This is a genomic window from Natrinema sp. 74 (assembly GCF_046097095.1).
In the GTDB taxonomy this organism is placed as follows: domain Archaea; phylum Halobacteriota; class Halobacteria; order Halobacteriales; family Natrialbaceae; genus Natrinema.
This window is the reverse complement of the sequence record NZ_CP175699.1, coordinates 450,612-473,886: the sequence shown is the minus strand read 5'-3', so window position 1 is coordinate 473,886 and position 23,275 is coordinate 450,612. Positions and strand designations below refer to the sequence as shown.

Genomic DNA, 23,275 nt, shown 5'->3' with positions numbered 1-23,275 from the left:
GTGACCGCGACTCGCAACGTCGCGATCGTCGGTGGCGGACAAACGAACTGGGGCGAACGCGACGCGACGTGGAAGGATCTCGCTCAAGAGGGCGGAAAGGCGACGTTCGACGCTGTCCCCGACGTCGACCCCGAGGACGTCGAGGGGCTGTTCGTCGGCGCGGTCCAGCCGGAGCGGTTCGCGAACCAGACTCACGTCGCGCCGCTGGTCGCGGAACTGCTCGGCATCGAGGTCACCGAGATGACCGCGCGGACCGAACTGGCCTGTGCCAGCGGGCAGGCGGCGCTGCGCTACGCCTGGCTCGCGATCGCGGCCGGTCAGCTCGACACCGCGCTCGTGCTCGGCGTCGAGAAGATGAACCTCGGCCGAGAGTACATGCCCGAGATGCAGTCGTCGATGTCGAACGTGCTCGACCGTGAGTTTGACGGCGTCAACGGGCTCGCCGCGCCGCCGTTTTTCGCGTGGTATGCCCAGCGACACATGCACGAGCACGGGACAACCCGCGAACAGCTCTCGCTGGTCGCCGCGAAGAATAAGAGCAACGCCGCGAAGACCGACTTCGCCCAGTTCCGGTCAGCGATCGAGCCCGACGAGGTCACCGAGTCGCCCGAGATCGCGCCGCCGCTGCACCTCTACGACTGCAGCGGCATCACGGACGGCGCTTCGGGCGTCATCTTGATGAGCGAGGAGAAAGCCCGCGAGGTCACCAACACCGCGGCCTGGATCACCGGCAGCGGACAGTCGTCGATGGCGGGCAACTCGATCAATAACCTCCCGTCCTTTTCCGGCTGGCCGCAGGCCCGAAAGGCGTCGCAGAACGCCTACGAGCAGGCCGGCATCGATGACCCCCTCGAGGAGATCGACATCGCCGAGATCCACGACTGCTTCTCGATCAGCGAGATTATCGAGTACGAGGAACTCGGCTTTTGCGAGCGCGGCGAGGGCGGCCAATTTATCGAAGACGGCCGCAGTCGCCTCGACGGCGACGTCGCGGTCAACCCCCGCGGTGGCCTGCTGGGTTGTGGCCACCCGCTGGGCGCGACCGGCGTCTCGCAGGCGCTGGAAGTGACCCGGCAGTTCAAGGGCGAGGTATCGAGCGACAGACTGGTGGACGATCCGACGACCGGGCTGATCCACAACTTAAGTGGGAGCGGATCGGTCCACAGCGTGATGACGCTCGCGAGGGATCCACAATGACTGACACCACAGACCCCACGGACGGCGACGCCGAACGGGAGCGCGTCTCGGTCCCCTCGGAAGTCGAGCTGCCACGACTGCTCGACTTCTACGAGCTCCAGACCGAGGATCAGACGCAGATTCACGAGTTCTACGACAACCTGCGGGACGGGCGGCTGACGACGACGCAGTGTCGCAACTGCGACGAGGTCCACTTCCCGCCGCGAATCGTCTGCCCCGAGTGTACGGGCGACGACCTCGAGTACGTCGATCTCCCCCACAAGGGCGAGCTGTTCGCCTTCTCGGAGGTCCGCGGCGGCCTCCCGCTAGGACTGAGCGAGCACGACGTCCCATACGTGGTGGCCGTCGTCGACCTCGGTCCCATCAGGCTCTCTGGACGGGTTGACGGCGCCTCGTACGGCGACCTCGAGATCGGCGATCCGGTCTCGTTGAAGGTCGTCGAGATCGACGGACCGACCGACGAGGAACGCGTCTTCTATCGCTTCGAACCCGCGGACGGTGATGCGAAATGAGAGACTACGAACTCACGTTACGGGTCATGCTCGAACGGGCCACTGACCTGTTCGGCCATAAGGAGATCGTCTCGGAACTGCCCGACGGAACGACCCACCGGTACACGTACGAAGCGGCGTACGATCGGATCGCCCAGCTGGCCAACGCCTTGGACGAGCTCGGCGTCGACGCCGGCTCGCGCGTGTCAGTGATGGCGATCAACCACTATCGCCACTACGAGCTGTACTTCGGACCCTCCTGCAGCGGCCGGAGCATCCACATGACCAACCACATGCTCCCGGACGAACACCTCGTCGAGATCGTCAACGAGGCCGAGGACGAGGTCGTCTTCGTCGACCCCCAATTTGTCGAGACCGTCGAGAACGTCGCCGACGAACTCGAAACGGTAGAGCACTACGTCGTGCTGGACGACGAGGTGCCCGAGACGGACCTCGAGCCCGTCGTCGCCTACGAGGACCTCCTCGAGGGGCAGGACACCGACTACGACTGGCCGGACCTCGACGAGGAGCAGGAGGCGGGGATCTGTTACACCTCCGGAACGACCGGGCTCCCGAAGGGGGCCGCCTACTCCCACCGAGACCTCTACCTTCACACGCTCACACACGGCCACGTCGACGTTTTCGAGATCGGAGAGAACGACGCCGTAATGCCCGTCGTTCCAATGTACCACGTCAACGGCTGGGGGCTGCCCTACAGCGCGACGCTGTCCGGCTCGAAGCTGATCCTGCCGGGCCCCAAGACCGACGCCGAGGAGATCGCCGAACTCATCGATCGCGAGGACGTGACCATCACCGCCGCGGTGACGACGGTCTGGCTCGAGATGGCGGAGTTCTACGACGAGCGCGACGACGTCGAACTTGAGAGCCTCGACCGGGTCCTCATCGGCGGTACGTCGCCGCCGGAGTGGCTCATGGAGAAGTTCGACAAGGAGATCGACGCGCCGATCCACCAGGGGTACGGCATGACAGAGGCTGCCCCACACCTCGTCAACACGATGACGACGGCCGAGGTGGCCGATCTCCCCGAAAGCGAGCGCTACCAACAGCAGATGAAGCCCGGTCTCCCCGCCCCCGGCGTCCGGATTCGGCTGCGGGACATGAGCGGCGAGCCGGTCCCCCACGACGGGGAGTCGACTGGCGAGATTCAGGCGCGCTCGCCGTGGCTCATCGACGAATACTTTGACCGACCCGAGGAGACTGAGGCGTCGTTCACCGAGGACGGTTGGTTCAAGACCGGCGACGTCGGCGTAATCGACGAGTACGGCTATCTCGAGGTCGTCGACCGCCTTGATGACGTCATCAAAAGCGGCGGCGAGTGGATCTCGTCACTCGAACTCGAGAATGAGCTGATGGCCCACGACGCCGTCGAGGAGGCGACGGTAATCAACATGGAACACGAGAAGTGGGACGAGCGTCCGATCGCCTACGTCGTCCAGCGAAACGAAGTCACTGAGGACGAGCTGAAGGAACACCTGGTAGAGCGGTTCCCAAAGTGGTGGCTGCCGGACCGGATCATCTTCATCGAGTCGATCCCAAAGACGACGACCGGGAAGTTCGATAAGAAGGTGCTCCGCGACGAGTTCGAGTCAAAGTACGGGACGCTGCCAGTCGACGAATAACGCGACCGCCGAGCGCGCCGACCCTTTCGGTCGTCTTCGACCGATCTCGCCGCTGACGACGCCTCTCGAGCGGTTCGACCGCCGAACCGGGTATCAGTGCCGCAGGTTGCGACGGAGGAACCGTTCCATGTCCGTAAGGGAAGCGATCGGACCGTCTCTCACTCGTTCTTGCGGGGCGTCATCGGTGGGTTTGCAGTGCACCGTTCTCGCGGTCGCTTCGGCCGGCGGGGCATCGCTCAACGCCGAATAGACGTCTTCGGAACTATGCCCGAGGCCGTGGAGTTCGTAGAACGTGGTGTCGTGACAGCGCTCGCAAGCGCGCTCGAACAGCAACTCGCTCTGTCCGTGGCCGACGATGCGATCGTCGTTCCCGTGATAGAGGAGGAGCGGCGGATCGTCGGGGTCTACGTACTTGAGTGGACTGGCGTACCGGCCGGCTTCGGGATTCTCTCCGACGGTCTCCCCCACGAGAAGCGATTCTGGAGCCGTGGCGTGTTCGTACTCGTATGGGCTGTCCGGGTGGGCCGTTTCCCGCATCCGGTCGAGGGCCATGATGCCGTACCAGGAGACGGCGGCCTGGACGTCGCTCGAGTACTCGGCAGGGCCGTCGCCGTCGAACTCGTTGACCTCGTTCGTCACCCCGGCGAGGGCGGCGAGATGAGCACCCGCGGACGTCCCCCAGGTAGCGACGTTCTCTGCGTCGAGATCGTAGTCGTCAGCGTGAGCACGGAGCCACTGGATAGCGGTGTTGACGTCGCGAATCTGCGCGGGGAACGTCGCCTCCGTCGCGAACCGGTACTCGATGCTCGCGACGGCGAACCCTCGCCGCGCGAAGTGCTCGAACATCGGCACCTCTCCGGGATCTGCCTTGTCCCCATAGAGCCACTGCCCACCGTGAACGTAGACTACTACCGGGGCCAAACGCGGCGTCCGTCGATCGGGGAGATACAGGTCGAGTCGGAGTTCGCCGTCGCTGTGGTCTTCGTGATCGACGTCCGGCCGTTCGGCGTACGTGAGGTTCTCGTAACGTTCGATCTCCCTCGAGGGAGTAGCCGGTGTACCTGCTGCACTGCCGGTCGACAGTGCGATCGCCGACCCGGCGATACTGAGCCCACGAAGAACCGATCTTCGCGTCGTTCCGTTTCTCTTATCGTGATCAGTCATGCCGACGTAAGTGTGTGACAATGACACACCATATATGTCTTGGGCTGATAGTCAGATTTTGCTGCTAAACGGACCGACTATAGATCGCGACCGGTCTCGGCCGGATCGGATCGTCTTTTTGATCGCCGTGCCCGAACCGTGCTCGTGGTATCCATCAATAGTAGACATATCGCTCGCGGACGGCCGATTCGACGACGCGATCGTTCCAATCGTCGATAACGAAACGCTCTCGCCCTCGTACGGCGTGAATCGATTCGTCAGTGTCCGAACAGGTTCGAGAGCATTCGGGATGGGGTCTCGTCGTTCGACAGTGTGGGAATAAGTACCGTCTAATCCGTCTGGTCGTGTTGGACGTAGTTCGCTCGCCGATCTGGACGCCCGATCGGCCGAACGCGCGGCGTCAATTGATTACAGTTGTATGGATGTAATCTACCGGCGGTAGACGCGACCAGCCAGAGATTCGGCGGTGAGCGTCTACGATACGTAGACGGTACCGATGTCGACGGGTCCGTTTCTGATGAAACGAGACGTCTGACATCATCGGACGATTTATGGGCGTTGCCAGTGACCGTTCGACCATGACCGACGGCACACCGCCGATGAAATCGGTGCTCCGCGCGTTCGACGTGCTGGACGTTCTCTGGGAGGTCAACGGGGCCGGTCCCTCGGAGGTCGCAGCGCGGATGGACGTTCCCAAGAGCACGGCTCACGTCTACCTGCGGACGCTCGAGGAGACGGGCTACGTCGTCAACGAGGGCGGCGAGTACCGACTCAGTCACCGGTTTCTCACTACCGGATCGCGGATCAAACACCGGAGCAGCCTCTTTCGAGCGTCGGAGGCGAACCTCCGCGAGCTCGCGACGGAAACGGGCGAGCTCGTATCGGTCGTCGTCGAGGAAGCCGGCCGGTCGGTGGTCCTCCACGTGGAGGCGGGGAACCGCTCGCTCGAGCTCGGCATCTACTCGGGGATGGTCACGCCCCTGCACACCAACGCCACCGGGAAGGTGATCCTCGCGCATCTCCCCACTGACCGAACCGACGAGATAATCGACACCCACGGGCTCGAGCGACTGACCGACGAGACGATCACGGACGAGGAGACGCTGCGCGCCGAACTGGAGACCGTTCGGGAGCGCGGTTACGCGGTTGACTGGAATCAACAGGTCAAGGGGATGGGACTGATCGGCGCACCGATCGTCGTCGACGAACAACTGAAGGGGGCGGCCGGTGTGGTCTGTCCGACCGGTCGCATGAAAGACGAGACGTACCAGCGCGAGCTCCTGCAGAAACTGGAGGGGACGATCGACTCGATCACGATAAAGTACCGATACGGGACGTGACGGCCGAACGCCCGCCCGACGCGACAGCGTCGACTGCGGTGGAACGTTCGCTCTCGAGACGTTCGCTCTTGAGAAACGAGTTGTGAAAACGGGTTTGCCGCTCTCAGTGGCGAACACGACTGATTCATCTCTTTTACTACGTCGGAGATCCGTCAGAAAACGCGTTTCGAACCGTTCCGAACTCGGTTTCGCGAGAGCGAACGATTCTCGCTTGTCGCCGCAGATACCCGGTCCGATCGCGAGTTCCGGGCGTAACTCCCGCCCATAACGACATCACTCGAGGTGATCGTCGACCGGTATCGGTTATCGTTCGCTAGTAGCGAACGAGATCACGAAAAGCGGATCGCGAGGAACAACGCCAGACCGAACACGTACGTTGCGCCGATAAACAGGGCGACGAGCCGATCCGGGTCGGGGTCGCGCAGGCGACAGCCAAGTGCAGCGCCGACGGGGACGGCACCCGCCAACAGCGCGCTCCGCGGAAGCGGACCGAAGCGGCTTGAGACCGTCAGTGCGGCGACGCTGACGAGGACCAGCGCCCATGCCACCCGCAGGGCGCGGTCGGGGCCGAGGACGACTGGCAGCGTTCGCTTCCCAACCCGGCGATCGTGGCGGTAGTCAAGTCGGTCGAGCATGACGTTGATCGCGACGAGCAGGAGGAAGAGGACGAGACAGACGGTCAGCGCGAGAGCCGTGACCGTCCCCGTCTGCGTCGCGTAGCCGCCCGCCGTCGCGAGGACGATCCCGAGCGGATAGTCGACGCTCTCGGTAGCGGGGTTCGTATCGAGGACGGGCGCGTGGAGATAGCCCAGCACGAACAGCGGCGCGGTCAGGAGCACGCCGATCGATCCCGCGGCGAGCCAGAGCGCGACAAGACAGCCCGCAAACAGGCCCGCTGCGGCGATGATCGCGACGCGGATCTCGCTCGGCTTGAGGGGGTTCGTCTCGTCTTCGCCGCGGACGTAGTGGTCTACGTATCCGTCCTTCAGGTGCGCGACGTAGATAGCGAGACAGACCGCGGCCGCGTGGAGGACCGCGATCGGGATCTCGAGGTCCGTCGCGAGCAGCGCCCCGAACCCGGACATCGCCGCTCCCGGGAACAGGAAGATAGGCTGAACGTGGATCCAGAGCCCGCGAACGCTGCGTCCAACCCGCGTTCGGTTCGATGGCGACCGATCGTGCACGGCCGACCGTACTCGGTGCCACCATATCAATGTCCCCACAGCGTCATCACAGCGTTCTCAACTACTGAACCGATCGGACGACAGCTGAGAGCCGGCGCTGATGCGTGAGCTGGCACTGTGGGCGCTGATCAAGCACGTATTAGTATCCCCGTCAAACGACGGGGATTCCATAATCATTAATACCCTCGGTAGTGGTCGTCACACATATACCCCATATGGACTTCATCGAGACCTTCGACCGTACCGTTCGACGGCACTCGTCTGATACGGCGCTCGTGTCCGACGACGGACGGTCGCTGACCTACCAAGAGCTGGACGAGCGTGCCACCCGTCTCGCAAACGCGCTGAACGAGCGGGCGGCCGACCGCCGGGTGGCGACGCTGGCGATCAACGGCCCGATGGCAATCGAAGCGATGATTGCGAGCCAGAAACGCGGGATCGGAAACGTCCAGTTGCCGTTCCGCGACAGTCCCGGCGGGCTCGCCTCGATGCTCGAGCCCACCGACGCGGGAGTCCTCCTCTTCGACGATGCGAACGCCGAGAAGGCCCTCGAGGTCCTCGATCGCACGGACATCAAAGGCGGAATCCACGCCGGCGAGACGTCGATCGACCGCGAGGACGTCGAATCGTACGACGTCGCCCTCTCAGACGCGCCGCTCGAAGAGGTCGAGCCGCATCCGAACTACGAACACGGCGTCTTCTACACCAGCGGGACGACGAGTACGCCGAAAGCGGTACTGTTCGATCAGGAGAAACTCTGGCACGGTAGCACGCAAGTGGTCATGGAGATGAGCATCGAGGAGACGGACACGGCGCTGGTGACGACACCGTGGTATCACATGGTGACCTGCGATGCCTGGATCCTGCCTCACATTCAGGCCGGCGCGACGCTGGTCGTACAGTCGGATTTCGACCCCGACGAGACGCTCCGGCTCGTGGCGGACCACGACGTGACGGGGCTGCTGGCCGTTCCGACGCAACTGCACGCGCTGGCCGACCGTCAGGCCGAAGCCGAGTACGACATCGATTCCCTCTCGTACATCCGGACCGGCGGCTCGATCGTCACGGAATCGCTCGTCGAGAGGGCGTCCGAGCACCTGACCAAGGGCGTCTACAACACGTACGGACTGACCGAGGGCGGACCGAACCTGACGTTCGCTCATCCGTCGGTTCAGGACGAACACACAGGAACGATTGGCAAGGAATCGTTTACTTCGGAGGTCCGCGTCGTCGAGGCGGCCGACCCGGACGAGGATCCGGATCCGGAGGCGACGGTCGACCCCGGCGAGACGGGAGAGGTGATCGTCCGCGGACCCGGCACCTGCAACGGCTACATGGATCGACCGGAGGAGACCGAGTGGCTGCTCGTCGACGACGAGTGGCTCCGAACGGGCGACGTCGCCGAAGTCGACGAGGACGGCTTCCTCTACATTACCGGCCGCGTCGACAACATGTTCGTCTGCGGCGGCGAGAACATCTACCCCGAGGAGGTCGAGGAAGTCGTCGAGACCCACGAGGACGTCGACGAGGTCGTCGTCGTCGGCGTCGAGGACGAGCAGTGGGGCCACCGCGTCGCCTGCGTCGTTTGCTGTGGCTCGGCGGAGGTCACAAAAGACGATCTGGACAGCTTCTGCAAGGACCACGACCAGCTCCCGGACTTTAAGCGCCCCCGCGAGTACGTGCTGACGACGGAGGAGCTACCGCGGACCGACACCGGGACCGTTCAGCGCGAGACGGTCCACACCGAGTTCTTCGCCGAGTAGGCCGTCGCCGGCTTTCGTTGGGCGGTCGCCGCCGATCGTTGTCGAGGCAGTCGTCGCCGCGTGGGAGGGGATCGGACGGTATTTTTATCGTATCCTCTAAATACCGAGCTACCGATAGATACCGAACTGCTTCCGGGAGTGTACGATATCACGGTCCAGGACGACGGGGACGCCAGGTATCGGGCGTTCCTCGTCGACGCCGACGTGCCAACGCTCGTCGATACGGGGCTGCCGGACACGACGGACGCGCTGTTCGACGACAGGCTCGTCTTCCACGGCTCATCGGTTCGCTCGGACGCGTGGGACAAACTCGCGGAGGTCGTTGGGTTCGCCGGCAAACCGTAGCGGACCGACGTCGCGCCGCGAGATAAGGTGTGTTGCTCGTTTTCTCTCGCCATGGAAAACGCTTTCACCACCCCCGAACAACACCATCGGTATGTCGGTCACAAGTTTGTTCGATCCCAGCGGTATCGCGGTCGTCGGGGCCTCCGATACGCCGGGGAAGATCGGATACGAAGCGATGCGGAACGCGATCGAATTCGACGGGCCAGTGTATCCGGTTAATCCGTCGGCCTCGGGAGCCGTCTTCGACCGGGAGTTCGTCTCCTCGGTAGCCGAGATCGACGGCGACGTTGATCTGGCGCTGTGCTGCGTCCCGGCACACGTCGTACCGGACGTCATCGAGGAGTGCGGCGAGGCGGGCATCGGCGCCGCGATCGTCTTCGCCGGCGGCTTTTCCGAAGCGGGGCCTGAGGGGCAGGAACTGCAGGACCGCCTGATCGCGGCCGCCGAGGAGGGCGACATCGCCGTTCTCGGGCCGAACACCAGCGGCTTTCTGGAACCTTCGCGGGATCTGTACGCGACGTTCGCGAGCGATCTCGAGAGCATTCCCGCCGGGAACCTGGCGATCGTCGCCCAGAGCGGCGGGCTCGCCTACGCGGTCGCGTTCCAGGCCGAGAACGCCGGGGTCGGAATCTCCGCGATGGTCGGCCTTGGAAACCGGGCCACCGTCGGCTTCCGCGAGGCGATCGACTACTTCGACGGCGACGAGCGGACCGACGCGATTTTGCTCCACGTCGAGGGGACCGACCGGGGCCGCGAGCTACTCGAGACCTGCCGCGAGGCGGAGACGCCGGTCGTGGCCTACAACGTCGGCGAGCAGGACGTCGGCGACTTTGCGGAGTCGCACACGGGCGCGCTGACCGGCGAGTACGAACTGTACGAGGCCGGCTTCGCCCAGTACGGCGTCCCGACGGTACGCACCTCGTCCGAACTGCTGAACGCGGGCAAGGCGCTGGCCGACTGCCCGGAACCGGACGGGCCAAACGTCGGCGTCGTCACCGCGCAGGCCGGGCCCGGGATCGCGATCGCCGACCAACTCAAGGCGGCCGGCGCGACGCTTCCGTCGCTGACCGAGGAGACCCAGGCCGTTGTCGAGGAGATTCTTCCCGGAATCACGTTCTCGGCCAACCCGGTCGACACTGGTCGCCCGATGCCTGAGTTCGGCGAGGTCGTCGACGCCGTCGCCCGCGACGACAACGTCGACATCGTCCTCGTCTATGAACTGTACGAGGGCAGCGTCGGCTACCCGACCGACGCCCTCGAGGGGGTCGTCGACGAGGTCGACAAACCGATCGTCTTCGCCAGCGGCGGCCCCGAGGCGATCTTGGACGAGCAACTCACCGAACTCGAGGAGCTGCGGATTCCGACCTACCGGGTGCCCGAGCGGGCCGCCGACGCCGTCGGAGCGCTCGTCCGGTACGCAAAACGGAATCGGGATCCGGCTGCCGCCGTCGACGCAGCGGAGGTGAGCGCCGATGACTGAGCTGGCCGAGAGCGACGTCCTCGAGGCCGTTCGCGGGGAACAGCAGACCACGCTGACCGAGTCCGAGGCGAAGGAACTCCTCGACGAGGCTGGACTGGCCGTTCCGCGCGGCCGCACGGCTCGCTCGCCCGATGACGCTGTCGAGGCGGCCGACGAGATCGGCTATCCGGTCGTCGCGAAGGTCGCGTCACCGTCGGTCCAACACAAGAGCGAGTGGGGCAACGGCGTCGGCGTGAACGTGAACCTCGAGGGGCCGGACGCGGTCCGAGCGGCCGTGGCGGAGATCCTCGAGACCGCAGAGCGGGAGGCGATCGACGCCGCGGTTCTGGTCGAGGAGGCCGTCGACCTTGAGGCGGGATTGGAAGTGATTGTCGGCGGGACGCGAGACCCCTCGTTCGGGCCGACGGTCCTCGTCGGTCTCGGCGGGATCACCGTCGAGGTGTTGCAGGACACAAGCCACCGACTCGCGCCGATCTCGATGGCCGAAGCAGTGGAGATGACGCGCGAACTCGAGGCGTCGCCGCTGTTCGACGGCTACCGCGGGTCGCCGGCCGTCGACCGCGAGGCGGTCGCCGAGGCGATCGTCACCGTCGGCGACCTGCTGGACGAGCGCGAGGCGATCAGCGAGATCGAGGTCAATCCGCTGTTGGCCCGGTCGGACGACGCAGTGGCGCTCGACGCGCTCGTCTCGCTCGAGGACTGAAGTCGAGAGACTGTGTGGCGGAAAACCGAAGCGAGAGTCTCGACCGCAGCCGCGGTCGCTTTCCGTACTCGGTTCTGATTACTCGTCTTTCTGACTCTTCTGAACGTCGACGTCCTCGAAGGCAACGTCGCGTTCCGTGACGTCGACGGTCATCGCGCCGACGTTCTCGATTTCGGCATCGATGGTGTCGCCGCCGGAGATCGCGCTGACCCCTTCTGGTGTGCCGGTGGTGATGACGTCCCCAGCTTCGATGGTCGCGCCGATCGAAGCGTATTCGACGATGTCGGCGCAGCTGTAGATCATGCCGCCGGTGTTTTGCTGCTGCTCGGTCTCGCCGTTAAGCTGTAGTTCCATCTCAAGGTCGTGGGGGTCGTCGAACTCGTCGGCGGTCGTGACACAGGGGCCGATGATCGTGAACGTGTCGTAGGACTTGCGGTTCGAGCGGTCCTGATCGCCGCGAACGGAGACGTCGAGTAGGATCGTATAGCCTAACACGGCGTCCCAGACATCGTCGGCGTCGATGTCTTTGACGTCCTCGCCCATGACGAACGCCAGTTCGATCTCGTGGTCGACGCGGCGGTCGTTGAACGGCAGTTCGATGCCGTCTTCGGGACCGGCGACGCTCGAGGGGGCCTTGAGGAAATAGCCCTTGTCCTCGATGGTGAACCACTCCTCAGTGACGATGTCCTTGTCAGCGAGGGCTTCCTCGACGTGATTCTCGTAGTTCAGCGGTGCGGCGATGACCTTACCGGGGCGGCGTACCGGAGATTCGATGGTGACCTCCTCGCGGTCGTAGTCGGGCTCGTCGCCCTCGTACTCGCTTGCGTCGAGGTCCTTCCGGGCGTACTCCTTGATCGGGTCGTTCGTCTCGAGACCGAGGTCGTCGGTAACATCGACGATGCCGTCGTCGTCGGTGAGCAGTCCGAGCCGGTCGTCGTCGAATCTGACGAGTCGCATGGTAAATGCACTGCGAGCTGTCCACATAAATCATCCTTTCTCGGCTCGGCCAGCGGCGAGTTCGAACGGTCGATTACGGTCGGCCGGGATCCTCCACCACACTTATGGTATCGTTCGGCAAACATACGCACATGGCACAGCAAGAGCCAGAGGATCTCTTGGAGCTGAGTTCCAACACGCGGAGCCTGCTCGAGGACAACGACCTCCGCCCGCTCTGGGAAGTGGAAGACGACATGGGAAACCTCCTCGACGACCTGGAAGCGAACATCTGGAAGTGGGAGGACATCCAGGCTGCGATCGACGGCATCGAGGACGACGTCCCGATCGCCGACCTGCCGCCGGGCTTCCAGCGGCGAGTCGCGGTCCCGATCAACGCCCAGAACGCGATTTCGAACACGATCTACGTCGGCGTCCAGACGGTTTCGCCGGGCGAGACGGCGCCCGCCCACCGCCACGCCGCCAGCGCCCTTCGGTTCACGATCGACGGCCACGAGGACATGAAGACGGTCGTCGCCGGCGAAGAGTTCCCGATGGAGGACAACGACCTGGTCACGACGCCTCAGTGGGAGTGGCACGACCATGTCAACGACGGCGACGAGACGGCCGCGTGGCTCGACGTGCTCGACCTGCCGCTGTTCCTCGACACGCTGAACAACACCCACGTCTTCGAGAACCACGAACTCGAGCGCCAGCCGGTCACGAAGACCCAGGGCTACTGGGATTCCCAGTACGGGCGCGGCCGCCCCGACGGCAAGGAGTCGGACGGCTCCATCCCCGGCCCGTTCGAGGGGAACAAGGAGCCGACGCCACCGTACCGCTTCGGCTGGGACGAGATGGAAGAGGCGCTGCGCCAGCGGGCTGACAACGACGATCCGGACCCCCACGACGGCTACAGCCTCGCGTACGTCAACCCCGCCACAGGCGAACCGCCGCTGTTCCCGACGATGTCGTTCCGGGCCCAACTGCTCAACGACGGTCCGACAGACCCGCACTTCCACAACTCCGTCGAGGTCTATTTCGTCATCGAGGGCGAGGGCGCCACCCACGTCGGTGACGAGGCCCTCGAGTGGGGACAGTGGGACATCTTCGTCGTGCCGCCGGACGAGCCACATCACCACGAGCCCGACGACGAGGCGATCCTGCTGGGCATGACCGACGAGCCGATCCTGCGGTCGATGAACTTCTACGCTGAAGCGGCGATCGACGAGTAACGCGGTACCGATCCCGATCACGTTTTCGCGGACTCGGGGCGTCGCGACGCTGGTTTCACAGCTGTCGAATGGGTAATACTCTTATACGTGTCACCCTAGCATTCCCGTATGGCCGAGTTCGATAATCCCTACGTCGACGAGGACCCGTTCGTCCGAGCGCACTTCGACTGTCTGGATTGCGGCGGCAAGCTCTGGGAATACGCGATTCAGGGTCAGATGGTCTGCGAGGACTGTCGCGGCGTCTTCCGGTCGGAGGACGTGTTCGACGCTAGCGTCGAGCAGCCCGCGGACTGAATACTTCTCCGACGTGGATTGCGGTCGTCACCGCTCAGAGCCGCTCTTTCGCTTCCGACAGCGCGGCACTCAGAGGAACCGCTCCGTCCGCGTCACCTCGTAGCCGTCGGCGATCGACTCGAACGCCTCGTCGATTGCATCGACCGTCCAACCGTCCTCGGCGACGCCGGTCCGGACCTGACGCGGTTCTGAGAGAATCCCGATCTCGTCGCCCGCTGCGGTCACGGTGATCCCCGTGACGTCGGCGGCGGCCTCGCTCAATAGGTAAACTGCGGCGGGCGCGACGTCCTCGGGCGGCAGCTCCTCGCGCGTGTACGGTCGGTGCTCCTCCGGGATCGTCTCCGTCATCCGCGTGTAGCCGTTCGGAACGAGCGCGTTAACTCGGACGTCCTGGCGGTGCAGTTCCGTCGACGCGGCGCGGACGAACCCTAAAATCCCGGCGTTCGCGCTCGCGTACGCGAGTTGCCCGACGTTACCCAGCGCCCCTCTGGAACTGACTGCGAGGAAGGAGCGGTCGTTCGCCGCGTCCGTGCCGTCGCCCTCGCCCTCGTTCTCGTCGTCGACCGACCGCCAGTAACGGACAGCGCTGCGCAACAGCGTGAAGTTGCTCCGGAGATGGCTCCGTAGTACGGCGTCCCAGTCCTCCTCGGACAACGACCAGGACATCCCGTCCCGCAGGATCCCCGCGAAGTTGGCGACGCCGTCCAGTCGGCCGAACGACTCGAGGGCCGTCTCGACGGCCGCCTCGGCGTCGGCAGCGTCGGCGGCGTCACCGAAATGGGCAACCGCCGAGGCCCCCTCGATATCGTCAATCTCGTCGGTGACCGCGCGGGCCGGCCCCGGATCCGAGCCGGTGCCGTCGACGGCCGCCCCCAGATCGGAGACGACGACGTTCGCGCCCTCGCGGGCGAGTTCCCTCGCGGTCGCCGCGCCGAGCCCGTTGGCGCCGCCGGCGACGAGATACGTGGGATCGGTCACGCGGACCACCCCTCGTCGACGGTCGGTTGACTCGGATCGATTCCGTTCCGTTCGCGCTCACGGAGTCGTGCGGTCGTACGGCAGCGCTCGCTCGTAAGCATGAATCGAATCATCGCTCGATACGCAGTCGGCGATATTCATGGTTCGGGATCGGAGTACCGGGGGAGCGACATCGGCGCGAGTCTGCGGTGACTACGCGAACGCGTTGTCGTCCGCTCGTGATCGAGACCGTCCTCTCGAGGGATCCGTGCATCGCATGTCATCGATTAGAATCGCTTCAACACCGGAGAGCGAACGAAAAGGGGATGGATTTACGTGATTATGCTACAGAGTGAGCGCATGGTACTCGAACGAGACCTCGAAGAAGTGGCAGCGAAGCAGGACGACCTCCCGGACGTCGGCGACGTGTACGACGAGGACGAGGAGATCGCTATCGCCGACGTGTTCGACCGCGAGTTCGTCACTGAGCGGACCGACTTCGAAAGCTTCGACGAATTGGTCGCCAAGAGCCCCAGCGAGGCCGGCTCCGGCGTGGAACTCGAGACGATTCCCCACGGCGAGTGGGACGAGTTCGTCGCCGAGCAGACCGACTTCGATACCGAAGAGGCGTTCGTGCTGGCCGCCCGCGACCACTGGGTCGCCAAGCAACTGGACCTGGCCTGAGCCGGTCCGCTCTACGGCCGTTTTCAGCTCTCTTTCAGTCGACGCACCGCCGTCCGCGACGAGTCGCTGTCCGTCTTGAGACCCATCAACACTCGTCGGGTCGCACGCGACTATGTCGGAGTCGGACGTCTCGAGCGAGAGTCCGCGCTCCGCACGACGGCGGCGATTCCGATGCGAAAAGCGGCAGTGACGGTTCGGACGCGAAACGGAAAACGAGTGAGTCTAGTAGTTACCGGTCGAGACGATCGGCGGTGCACCGTGGGGGCCGTACGGGGCGTCGTCGAGCCACTCGCCGGCGGTCTCGAACGTATCGGCCATCGAGGCGGCCACCTCCTTGCGGAGGACGGTCACTGGATCGTCACCCTGGAGATACTCCAGCGCCTGGCCGGCCGCATTGAGGTTGTACTCGGCGGCCTTCTCGCGGCGGGCCGCGTACAGTTCGACCTCGTCGCGGGCGACCGCGTCCGTGCGGGCGTCGAGTGCGACGGAGATTGCCGAAGCGGCCTCGTCGGCGTCGGCGATGCCGGAGTTCATCCCGCGAGCGCCGAACGGCGCTAGCAGGTGCGCGGCTTCACCGGCCAACAGCACACGCCGGTGATCGTCGACGAAGGAGTCCGCCATCACCTGGAGGAAGTGGTAGGTGGAGACCCACTTCAGCTTGTCCTCGTACTCTTCCCCCATGACATCCCGAACGAACTTCCGCATCTGCTTGTCGCTGCTGAGTTCCTCGGGGTCGTCGTCGCCAATACACTGAATGTCGAGGCGCCAGCCGCCGGTGAAGGGGACGAGCAGGACGTTTCGGCCGTCGGCCTCGGGCGCGTCGTAGTGGAACATCCGCTCGAGGTCGGGGTGACCGTCGTCGATCTCCTCGTCCTCGACGTCGGCGATGATGAAGGCGTTCTCGGACTGGTCGCCCTCGAAGTTCGCGCCGATCTCCGAGCGGACCGTCGAGCCGCCACCGTCCGCGCCGATCAGGTACTCAGTCTCCCACTCGCGGCCGTCACCGGTCTCGACGGTAACGCCGTCCGGCGAGGAGTCGACCGAGACGACCTCCGACTCCCAGTGGATGTCGATACCAATGTCCTCGAGCGCCTCGAGCATGTACTGCTCGGTGACGACTTGCGGGACGCTGGTGAAGTGCGGGATGTCGCCGCTGCCGCCGGGCGAGTCGTACGTCCGGTTGAACACTTCCTCGCCCTTGTAGAGGGTCCGACGGGTCGGCCAGACGAGTCCCTCGTCGACGAGGTCGGTGCCCAGTCCCGGGCGGATCCGCTCGAGGGTCCGCAGCGTCGAGCCGTGGACGTAGATGGCGCGGCTCCCAGACCGGTCTCGGTCCTCGGGATCCGCTTCGAGAATCGCGGTCTCGATTCCTCGCGCGTGCAGTGCTAGCGCGGCCGTCATACCGACTGGTCCGGCACCGGCGACCAGCACCGGCGTATCGGTCGTATCTGCGCTCATGATGTGCATTGACGTAGTATGGTGACATAGTGTTTGCGGTGTCCACCAGAACCGCTTTATGGTGTTACAAACATCGATGCTATCGAAAACAGCGTTACATAGAGCGACACATCCGTGCTCGACGGCCGGAATCCGAGGGAATTACCGGTAATGGCTATCGCGGCGTTCGAAACGGCTGGTCACGCGGAATGCGAAACGCGGGCCCAGCGAGAACGACGGCAGACAACCGACGTTTCTCATTAGCGAACGCAGCCCTCGAGGGGACGAGCCGGAATCAAGGGACCAGAGAGTGATCAGTCGAAAGCGGCCGGCGGTCGTCGAACCGCCGTCACCAGCGGGAGTTGCATCTCGATGTCGATCCGATTGGCGTTGATCACGCTGAACTCGATCTTCTCGTAGACGGCGATCACCCGGGGATGGTCCGTCGAGACATTGAGGGTCAGTTCGTCGTGGTCGCGGTCGTCGGCACGGGCGACGACGTGCTCGAGTAGTTCTGATCCGATTTCGCGGTTCCGAAAATCGGGCCGAACGAAGACGACGAACTCTGGGTTAACAGCGTCGGCGGGGCGACATCGACAACAGCGAGGTCGACGTACTCGTCTCAGTCGGCCGCGGCATCGAAAAAGAGGAGCACCTCAAAATTATTCACGAGTTCGCGGACGCACTGGATGCAACGATGTCGTCCTTGCGGCCGATCGTCAACAACGGCTGGCTGCCGAAGAACCGCCAGGGCGGCCAGTCAAGGAAGGTCGGCGCGTCTGACATCTATATCGCGATCGGGATCTCCGGCGCGATCCAGCACGTCGCCGGCATGACGGGTTCGGACACGATCGTCGCGATCAACGCGGACCCAAACGCGCCGGTCATGGATATCGCCGACTACGCCATCGTCGATGACCTTTTCGACGTCGTCCCCGCGCTGACCGAACAGTTCCGATGACGCAAGTCCCCGTCTGATATGGATCACATAGCCCAATCGACCGTAACGAGGGAGATCTGCTGGGGAATCACCAGCGTCGAGTACACCCTATTCTACTTCCGGCCCGCCCTCGATACCACTCTTGACGTTCGCGACGCGCTCCGGACGTCCGAGCGATGGTGTGGAAACGCCGTACAAATCTGTTTCGAGTACGAGCTAACCGCCACCGGACGCCTGGTGGTCACGGAACGAGGTATCCCAGACTGCCGACAGTTCCGGACTCATGGGGTAGCTAATGTGTACCACCACCTACATGGATTACATTATATTTAGTGTATGTCTGGAACGGTCGTGGCGTTCGCCGAGTAAACAGTACTCCGGTGTTGTCGAAAGAACACAGCGAGGGTCGAGATCCCGTTATCGAACTCGGCCGACGATCGAGTGAGCCGGGTTAGAACGGGAACTCACGCGGTTCGTGCTGCAGCGAGATCCACTTCTTCTCGGTGACCTCCTCGAGGAAGGCGGTCGTGTTGTAGCCGCCGACGCCGGAGGCGCCGGTGCCGCCGAACGGGACGTGGGCCTCATCGTTGATCGGCTGGTCGTTGACGTGGACCATGCCAGTCTCGAGGCGGTCGGCGATCCGTCGGCCGGCGCCGACGTCGCCGGCGTGGACCGATCCCGAGAGGCCGTATTCGACGGCGTTGTGGAGTTCGACGGCCTCGTCGACGTCCGAGAACGGGATAACCGGTGCGATGGGACCGAAGTGCTCGTTGCACGCGGCGGCCATGTCGTTGGTCGCGTCCGAGAGGACCGTCGGCGCGACGACCAGTGAGTCGTCGACGCCCTCGAGGTCGACGGTCTCGCCGCCTGTCTCCAGCGTCGCGCCCTGGTCGATCGTCTCCTCGACGTACTCAAGTATCTCGTCGCGCTGGGACTCGTCGATGATCGGGCCGACGATCGTATCAGGATCGTGGGCGCTGCCGACGGGCAGTGACTCAGCACGCTCGGTTAGCTTCTCGACGTACTCGTCGTAGACGTCCTCGTGGACGAGATGGCGGTTGATCGAGATGCAGACCTGTCCCTGATGGACGAAACTGCCGAAGACCGCGGCGTCGATAACCGCGTCGATATCGGCGTCGTCGGTGACGATGTGAGCGTTGTTGCCGCCCAGTTCCATCGCCGCTTCGGCGAGGTTCTCGCCCGCGGCGGCGGCGACCCGTCGACCGACGGGGGTCGAACCGGTAAAGGCGACGACGTCGCTTTCGGGGTGACTCGCGACTCGGTCACCGATCTCGGAACCGCGTCCTGTGACGACGTTGAGAACGCCGTCGGGGAAGCCGACCTCCTCGAAGAGCCGAGCGAAGAGGAGTCCGCCGACGACCGGCGTGTTGGTCGCAGGCTTAAGGACGACCGTATTTCCGGCGGCGATAGCCGGTGCGACCGCGCGCATGGAGAGGTTGAGCGGGAAATTCCACGGGGAGATGACTGTAACGACGCCTTTTGCCTCTCGTTCGACGATGTTCTCCTTACCGGGGATATTCGAGCGAGCGTGCTCGCCCTTCATCCGGCGTGGGAGCGTTGCCGCCTCGCCGAGCTGGTCCTCGGCGAGGTGAACCGACGTTCCGGCCATTACGGCCGAGCCACCGGCCTCGGTGGTCGCTAGTTCCATGATCTCCTCGCTGCGGTGCTCGACGGTTTCGAGAAGGTCCTGAATGAGTTCCTCGCGACGGGCCGGCGGCGTCGCCTCCCATTCGGGCTGTGCCTCAGCAGCGGCCTCGTAGGCGGCGTCGACGTCCTCCTCGACGGCCGCAGGAACCTGCGTGACGACCTCACGGGTGGACGGGTCCTCGACGTCGATGGTCTTCCCGCTGGCGGCAGCGGTCCACTCGCCATCGATGTAGAGTTCGTCCCACTCCCCAGTAATGCGGTACGGCGATTGACTTCGTTGGGCCATATGCAAACATTTGTCGAGGACCTAATCAAGCTTTCGGAACCCTGACACGGACAGTACGGTGTCCAGCGTTCCGCTCAGTTTGAATCGATTTGGGGAACAAACCGGCGTGATCGGGGCATTCCGTTCCGCTCTGACTGGACGAGACCGACGGCGAGTTCGGTCGGCTACCGAATGTGTCGGTCCTGGACTATCCTTGCATAACTAGGAGACACGGTAGCCGACCGAGTTCAGCGGACATCTGCTCTGGAAGTCGGCTCGTATCGACGCTAGCGTCCGTACGCGTAAGGCGATCGGCGGTCCGGTGGCGGTTGCGAGAGCGGTGAACGGTGTCTTGACGGTCGGCTCGGTCCAGAATACTTTCGCAGAATGGGTCAACTGATACGAAGAGTGAACGGAGCATCGCTCTCTTGCTTCCGTCGATCGAATGTGGTTTGATACCCTCAACTGAGTTGCGAATCAATAACAATGTGCAGTAGACGTCGATCCGTCGCCGTTTCATCATCGACCGAGACGGCCGTCCCGTTATATATTACGTCACTATGGTTGTAAGTATTGTGTTCCGCGAATCGCCGATGAGATCGAGCGCGAGCACTCCTCGTACCCGGATGATCCCGAGACGCCCGAGCGCATCCGCGAGGGGATGGAGTCGATCGGCGTCGACGAGACGCTGCTGATCTCCCACCTGATCCTCGCCGGCGCCGCTCGAGCCGACGGGACGCCGTCCTGCATGCGTCGGCGACCCGTCTCCGATTCGAACGGATCATTGACATGGGGATCGTACCGAAACGAACGCACATACAATTCCAATTATATCGGATGTTTATTCATTCATGACTCTTACAGGTGCCTATCGAACGTATTACAGTGTTCTTAGCGCGAGCGTGCGCTATTCGAAACGATCGCCCACCGATCTACAGTACTGCTCCATATTCGCCCTCAAGCCAGTATTTCGGTACGATTGTGCTCTCATATAGCCACTATTATTCTATCCATCCCAGACCAGAAATGTTTAGTAACGTATTCCAGTTATGCATTTCAATTGTTATACTTATTACAAACACCGATTGTTTTGGCTAATACATTCCAACTATCGATGTCGGCGTCGAAAACGATCGCGACACATCGCTGGCCCGGCCGACAGCGGCGGACGGATCATTGGTCTTGGAGACGAGAAACGGAATTAAACGGCGGTCGCGAGCTTAGATGAGGCCAGCGACGGCGGCACCGTGGGTCAGCGCGGCCGCGATGGGGACGAGCAGCGCGGTCCGGAGGATCAGGAGGAGGGTGAGATCACGGAAGCGCATGGGGATGTCGTCGAACATGTCGACCATCATCGGGATCGACGCGGCGAAGAAGATCGCTTGCGCGCTCGTGACGACCACGACGAACACTTTCGTCGTGAGACTTGCGCCGACGGCGACCGTCGCACCCACGAAGTACTCGCCAGCACCGGCGAGGACCGCGATCGCGGCCGTCTCGGGTTCCGGGATTCCGAGGATCGTCATCAGCGGGACGAACGGCGTTGCAAGGATCTCGAAGAAGTCGGTGTACCCCTCGAGCAGGAGGACGCTCGTCGCGATCGTCATCACAGTGCCAAGGATCATCGCGGTGAGTTTCGTCCCGTCGACGAACCCGTTGATCGCCGCCCGCGGGATCGATTCACCCTCTTCTGCGGTTCGGACGCCCTCGTTGAAGGCGAACCGGACGTAGTCGGTGACGGTACCGGTGAACTGCGGTTCCGGGTCCGGTTCCGCGATATACTCCTCGGGAACCGTCGAGAGCGGCGGGATGCGAACGAGGATCGCGGCGACGATGAACGTCGCGATCATGTACAGCGCGACGACGACCGGGAAGACATGCAGTATCTCGAGGATGGCGGCGACCGCCCCGACGCTGCCGAGGTTCGCGGTCGCAAAGCACGTACAGATCGCGAACACCTCGCGCTTGTTGTAGCCGCCGCGGTCGAAGACGTTCCGCGTGAGGTAGTAGCCAATACTGAACGAGCCAAGCCACGACGCCGCGCTGTCGAGGGCTGATCGGCCGGGGAGGTTGAACAGCGGACGCATAATCGGCTGGGCTAACGTGCCGATGAACTCGAGGCCGCCGAGTTCGGCCAGCAGGTTGACGAAGATCCCACCGAGGGGGATCACGAGCACGATCGTGATCATGAGCACGTCCCAAGAGACGCCCGCGATCCCGTCGGCGAGCAGCCAGTCGGGTCCGACGCCGAGGAACATCGAGAGCCCGAGGGCGACCGCGATCACGCGGAACGCCCAGAACGGCTTCGACGTCTGCCAGTAGTCTGGCTGGACGCGGTCCCGAATGCGCTCGTTCAGCGTGATAACGCCCTGAAAGTGGAGCATCGAAATCGTCGTCATAATGCCGCCGGCGAATAGCACGAGCAGCGCGAACACTTCGACCGCGAGCAGCGACGTCGACTCGATGTATGACATCAGAATGTCGAGCGGAATCGTCGTCTGTCCCTGGTACTGGACCGGGAAGAGGAAGAAGAACGCCCCGGTCGTGAACGCGAAGAGGAACTTGAGCGTCGGTCGCAATCGCTTCTCGACCAAGTTCACGTCATCGATCTCTTTCTCATCGGGGGACACTGATTCCCCAGATATGTGATCGTCACCTTCCCAACTCTGACTACCGAACATGATTCGACAAGTCGTGCCATGGGTCATAAAAACATCGATCATATGTCGCCATCCATACTATTATAACAATAATAACATATATACTATTACTGTTCCAGGAGGAGAAAATATTCAGGTCCTGCCAGTTGGCAGGAGAAGGCACCTATCGACGGTGTCTCAGCTGTCGTCGTTCGCGACGGTCGCGACGACTACAAGGGATCGATAGCGCCGGAAAATCGCCGGGACGGACTCGCCGCGGTCGGCGAACACGAGTCCGCAACCGACCGGTCCCGATCGGTCCGAGGCGGCGACTACTCGGTCGCGCTCAGCAGCACCGTCCGGTCGGACTTGAGGATCACGTCCTGCGTGACGCTTCCGAACAGTGCCTTGCCGGTCGGCGATCGCTTTCGGCCGGCCAGACTGATCACGTTGGCGTCGATCGCCTCGGCCTTCTCTAGAATGCTTCGGACGGCGTCGCCGCTGGACTGAGAGACCTCGACGGTAAAGCCCGCCTCCTCGAGTCGCTCGATCGCTTCCGAGACCGATTTCAGGTTCTCGGCGTCGGCGTCTTCGTCGTCGGCCCGGAAGACGTGGTAGAGCACGATACGCACCTGTTCCGTCTCCAGCGGTAGCTCAGTTACCGATCTGACCTGTTCGTTCGCCCGTTCGACGTCCGTGTCGATGCAGAGTAGGATCGTTTTCATTGTGATCTTCCCCGCCACGGTCGGCGGGCGACCCGATCGACCACCCTCGCCGGCCGGTTCGGGCCTCGTGTATCTAACACATCAGTTCACGGTATTATAGTACTTGTTATCACGGTCCACTACGTCGGCGCGGAGTCGACTCGGACCGTCGACGTGACGGAATCGACCGCCGTACTTTTTATACGATCAGG

At 63.5% G+C, this 23,275-nt stretch carries 20 protein-coding genes and 2 pseudogenes; 12 read left to right on the top strand and 10 right to left on the bottom strand.

Annotated features, from left to right (window positions below):
* From ACJ70B_RS20165 to ACJ70B_RS20155, 3 genes are read left to right on the top strand one after another with little or no spacing between them, the layout of a single operon-like run.
* Positions 1 to 1,197 (top strand): thiolase C-terminal domain-containing protein, encoded by a 1,197-nt coding sequence (locus ACJ70B_RS20165; protein WP_408960229.1) that lies wholly within the window; start codon positions 1 to 3, stop codon positions 1,195 to 1,197.
* Positions 1,194 to 1,709: a Zn-ribbon domain-containing OB-fold protein gene (locus ACJ70B_RS20160; RefSeq protein ID WP_408960228.1), complete on the top strand. Its 516-nt coding sequence runs from the start codon at positions 1,194 to 1,196 to the stop codon at positions 1,707 to 1,709. Before ACJ70B_RS20165 ends, ACJ70B_RS20160 begins: the two co-directional genes overlap by 4 nt.
* Complete coding sequence (locus ACJ70B_RS20155; protein WP_408960227.1) at positions 1,706 to 3,328, top strand: long-chain fatty acid--CoA ligase; 1,623 nt, start codon at positions 1,706 to 1,708, stop codon at positions 3,326 to 3,328. The genes ACJ70B_RS20160 and ACJ70B_RS20155 overlap by 4 nt, the downstream gene beginning before the upstream one ends.
* 93 nt (positions 3,329 to 3,421) lie before the next feature.
* Here ACJ70B_RS20155 and ACJ70B_RS20150 read toward each other — a convergent pair whose 3' ends face one another.
* Entirely contained in the window at positions 3,422 to 4,492 is a 1,071-nt protein-coding gene (locus tag ACJ70B_RS20150) for an alpha/beta hydrolase fold domain-containing protein (protein ID WP_408960226.1), read from the bottom strand.
* A gap of 578 nt (positions 4,493 to 5,070) precedes the next feature.
* On the opposite strand from ACJ70B_RS20150, the gene ACJ70B_RS20145 reads away from it, so the two are divergent.
* Positions 5,071 to 5,832, top strand: a complete 762-nt coding sequence (locus tag ACJ70B_RS20145; RefSeq protein ID WP_408960225.1) for an IclR family transcriptional regulator — start codon at positions 5,071 to 5,073, stop codon at positions 5,830 to 5,832.
* 329 nt (positions 5,833 to 6,161) lie between these two features.
* Here the strand turns inward: ACJ70B_RS20145 and ACJ70B_RS20140 are convergent, their stop codons facing one another.
* Positions 6,162 to 7,016: a UbiA family prenyltransferase gene (locus tag ACJ70B_RS20140; protein ID WP_408960224.1), complete on the bottom strand. Its 855-nt coding sequence runs from the start codon at positions 7,014 to 7,016 to the stop codon at positions 6,162 to 6,164.
* A gap of 215 nt (positions 7,017 to 7,231) precedes the next feature.
* On the opposite strand from ACJ70B_RS20140, the gene ACJ70B_RS20135 reads away from it, so the two are divergent.
* The 4 genes from ACJ70B_RS20135 to ACJ70B_RS20120 all read left to right on the top strand — a co-directional run bounded on the left by ACJ70B_RS20135 (position 7,232) and on the right by ACJ70B_RS20120 (position 11,307).
* Positions 7,232 to 8,779: a class I adenylate-forming enzyme family protein gene (locus ACJ70B_RS20135; protein WP_408960223.1), complete on the top strand. Its 1,548-nt coding sequence runs from the start codon at positions 7,232 to 7,234 to the stop codon at positions 8,777 to 8,779.
* A 138-nt stretch (positions 8,780 to 8,917) separates the two neighbouring features.
* Positions 8,918 to 9,124: a hypothetical protein gene (locus ACJ70B_RS20130; RefSeq protein ID WP_408960222.1), complete on the top strand. Its 207-nt coding sequence runs from the start codon at positions 8,918 to 8,920 to the stop codon at positions 9,122 to 9,124.
* A gap of 91 nt (positions 9,125 to 9,215) precedes the next feature.
* Positions 9,216 to 10,604 (top strand): acetate--CoA ligase family protein, encoded by a 1,389-nt coding sequence (locus ACJ70B_RS20125; RefSeq protein ID WP_408960221.1) that lies wholly within the window; start codon positions 9,216 to 9,218, stop codon positions 10,602 to 10,604.
* Entirely contained in the window at positions 10,597 to 11,307 is a 711-nt protein-coding gene (locus ACJ70B_RS20120; RefSeq protein WP_408960220.1) for an acetate--CoA ligase family protein, read from the top strand. The genes ACJ70B_RS20125 and ACJ70B_RS20120 overlap by 8 nt, the downstream gene beginning before the upstream one ends.
* Positions 11,308 to 11,385: 78 nt before the next feature.
* Here the strand turns inward: ACJ70B_RS20120 and ACJ70B_RS20115 are convergent, their stop codons facing one another.
* Positions 11,386 to 12,264, bottom strand: a complete 879-nt coding sequence (locus ACJ70B_RS20115) for a fumarylacetoacetate hydrolase family protein (RefSeq protein WP_408960219.1) — start codon at positions 12,262 to 12,264, stop codon at positions 11,386 to 11,388.
* A gap of 131 nt (positions 12,265 to 12,395) precedes the next feature.
* On the opposite strand from ACJ70B_RS20115, the gene ACJ70B_RS20110 reads away from it, so the two are divergent.
* Complete coding sequence (locus tag ACJ70B_RS20110) at positions 12,396 to 13,475, top strand: cupin domain-containing protein (protein ID WP_408960218.1); 1,080 nt, start codon at positions 12,396 to 12,398, stop codon at positions 13,473 to 13,475.
* Positions 13,476 to 13,583: 108 nt separating this feature from the next.
* Complete coding sequence (locus ACJ70B_RS20105; protein ID WP_408960217.1) at positions 13,584 to 13,769, top strand: hypothetical protein; 186 nt, start codon at positions 13,584 to 13,586, stop codon at positions 13,767 to 13,769.
* 69 nt (positions 13,770 to 13,838) lie between these two features.
* On the opposite strand, the gene ACJ70B_RS20100 is transcribed toward ACJ70B_RS20105, so the two are convergent.
* Positions 13,839 to 14,747 carry an SDR family oxidoreductase gene (locus ACJ70B_RS20100; protein WP_408960216.1) on the bottom strand — a complete coding sequence of 303 codons (909 nt, stop codon included), beginning with the start codon at positions 14,745 to 14,747 and terminating at the stop codon, positions 13,839 to 13,841.
* A 339-nt stretch (positions 14,748 to 15,086) separates the two neighbouring features.
* On the opposite strand from ACJ70B_RS20100, the gene ACJ70B_RS20095 reads away from it, so the two are divergent.
* Positions 15,087 to 15,410, top strand: a complete 324-nt coding sequence (locus ACJ70B_RS20095) for a hypothetical protein (RefSeq protein ID WP_408960215.1) — start codon at positions 15,087 to 15,089, stop codon at positions 15,408 to 15,410.
* 222 nt (positions 15,411 to 15,632) lie between these two features.
* Here ACJ70B_RS20095 and ACJ70B_RS20090 read toward each other — a convergent pair whose 3' ends face one another.
* Both ACJ70B_RS20090 and ACJ70B_RS20085 read right to left on the bottom strand, forming a co-directional pair.
* Positions 15,633 to 16,868 carry an FAD-dependent monooxygenase gene (locus ACJ70B_RS20090; RefSeq protein ID WP_408960214.1) on the bottom strand — a complete coding sequence of 412 codons (1,236 nt, stop codon included), beginning with the start codon at positions 16,866 to 16,868 and terminating at the stop codon, positions 15,633 to 15,635.
* Between the two features lie 422 nt (positions 16,869 to 17,290).
* Positions 17,291 to 17,473 (bottom strand): annotated as a pseudogene (locus ACJ70B_RS20085) (GNAT family N-acetyltransferase); the annotation flags it as partial.
* Here ACJ70B_RS20085 and ACJ70B_RS20080 point away from each other — a divergent pair.
* Positions 17,434 to 17,808, top strand: a pseudogene (locus ACJ70B_RS20080) (electron transfer flavoprotein subunit alpha/FixB family protein); the annotation flags it as partial. The pseudogenes ACJ70B_RS20085 and ACJ70B_RS20080 overlap by 40 nt on opposite strands.
* A gap of 430 nt (positions 17,809 to 18,238) precedes the next feature.
* On the opposite strand, the gene ACJ70B_RS20075 reads toward ACJ70B_RS20080, so the two are convergent.
* The 4 genes from ACJ70B_RS20075 to ACJ70B_RS20060 form a co-directional block, all read right to left on the bottom strand.
* Complete coding sequence (locus ACJ70B_RS20075; RefSeq protein WP_408960213.1) at positions 18,239 to 19,741, bottom strand: aldehyde dehydrogenase family protein; 1,503 nt, start codon at positions 19,739 to 19,741, stop codon at positions 18,239 to 18,241.
* Positions 19,742 to 20,270: 529 nt separating this feature from the next.
* Positions 20,271 to 20,423 (bottom strand): hypothetical protein, encoded by a 153-nt coding sequence (locus ACJ70B_RS20070; RefSeq protein WP_408960212.1) that lies wholly within the window; start codon positions 20,421 to 20,423, stop codon positions 20,271 to 20,273.
* 517 nt (positions 20,424 to 20,940) lie between these two features.
* The gene (locus ACJ70B_RS20065) at positions 20,941 to 22,401 is read right to left on the bottom strand and encodes a YjiH family protein (RefSeq protein WP_408960211.1); all 1,461 of its coding nucleotides are present in this window, start codon (positions 22,399 to 22,401) and stop codon (positions 20,941 to 20,943) included.
* Between the two features lie 290 nt (positions 22,402 to 22,691).
* Positions 22,692 to 23,084 (bottom strand): universal stress protein, encoded by a 393-nt coding sequence (locus ACJ70B_RS20060; RefSeq protein ID WP_408960210.1) that lies wholly within the window; start codon positions 23,082 to 23,084, stop codon positions 22,692 to 22,694.
* Positions 23,085 to 23,275: the final 191 nt, after the last annotated feature.

Coding starts and splice junctions, on each gene's coding strand:
- ACJ70B_RS20160 (WP_408960228.1), top strand. CDS start 1,194: ATGACTGACACCACAGACCCCACGGACGGCGACGCCGAACGGGAGCGC.
- ACJ70B_RS20155 (WP_408960227.1), top strand. CDS start 1,706: ATGAGAGACTACGAACTCACGTTACGGGTCATGCTCGAACGGGCCACT.
- ACJ70B_RS20150 (WP_408960226.1), bottom strand. CDS start 4,492: ATGACTGATCACGATAAGAGAAACGGAACGACGCGAAGATCGGTTCTT.
- ACJ70B_RS20145 (WP_408960225.1), top strand. CDS start 5,071: ATGACCGACGGCACACCGCCGATGAAATCGGTGCTCCGCGCGTTCGAC.
- ACJ70B_RS20135 (WP_408960223.1), top strand. CDS start 7,232: ATGGACTTCATCGAGACCTTCGACCGTACCGTTCGACGGCACTCGTCT.
- ACJ70B_RS20125 (WP_408960221.1), top strand. CDS start 9,216: ATGTCGGTCACAAGTTTGTTCGATCCCAGCGGTATCGCGGTCGTCGGG.
- ACJ70B_RS20120 (WP_408960220.1), top strand. CDS start 10,597: ATGACTGAGCTGGCCGAGAGCGACGTCCTCGAGGCCGTTCGCGGGGAA.
- ACJ70B_RS20115 (WP_408960219.1), bottom strand. CDS start 12,264: ATGCGACTCGTCAGATTCGACGACGACCGGCTCGGACTGCTCACCGAC.
- ACJ70B_RS20110 (WP_408960218.1), top strand. CDS start 12,396: ATGGCACAGCAAGAGCCAGAGGATCTCTTGGAGCTGAGTTCCAACACG.
- ACJ70B_RS20105 (WP_408960217.1), top strand. CDS start 13,584: ATGGCCGAGTTCGATAATCCCTACGTCGACGAGGACCCGTTCGTCCGA.
- ACJ70B_RS20095 (WP_408960215.1), top strand. CDS start 15,087: ATGGTACTCGAACGAGACCTCGAAGAAGTGGCAGCGAAGCAGGACGAC.
- ACJ70B_RS20090 (WP_408960214.1), bottom strand. CDS start 16,868: ATGAGCGCAGATACGACCGATACGCCGGTGCTGGTCGCCGGTGCCGGA.
- ACJ70B_RS20075 (WP_408960213.1), bottom strand. CDS start 19,741: ATGGCCCAACGAAGTCAATCGCCGTACCGCATTACTGGGGAGTGGGAC.
- ACJ70B_RS20065 (WP_408960211.1), bottom strand. CDS start 22,401: ATGTTCGGTAGTCAGAGTTGGGAAGGTGACGATCACATATCTGGGGAA.
- ACJ70B_RS20060 (WP_408960210.1), bottom strand. CDS start 23,084: ATGAAAACGATCCTACTCTGCATCGACACGGACGTCGAACGGGCGAAC.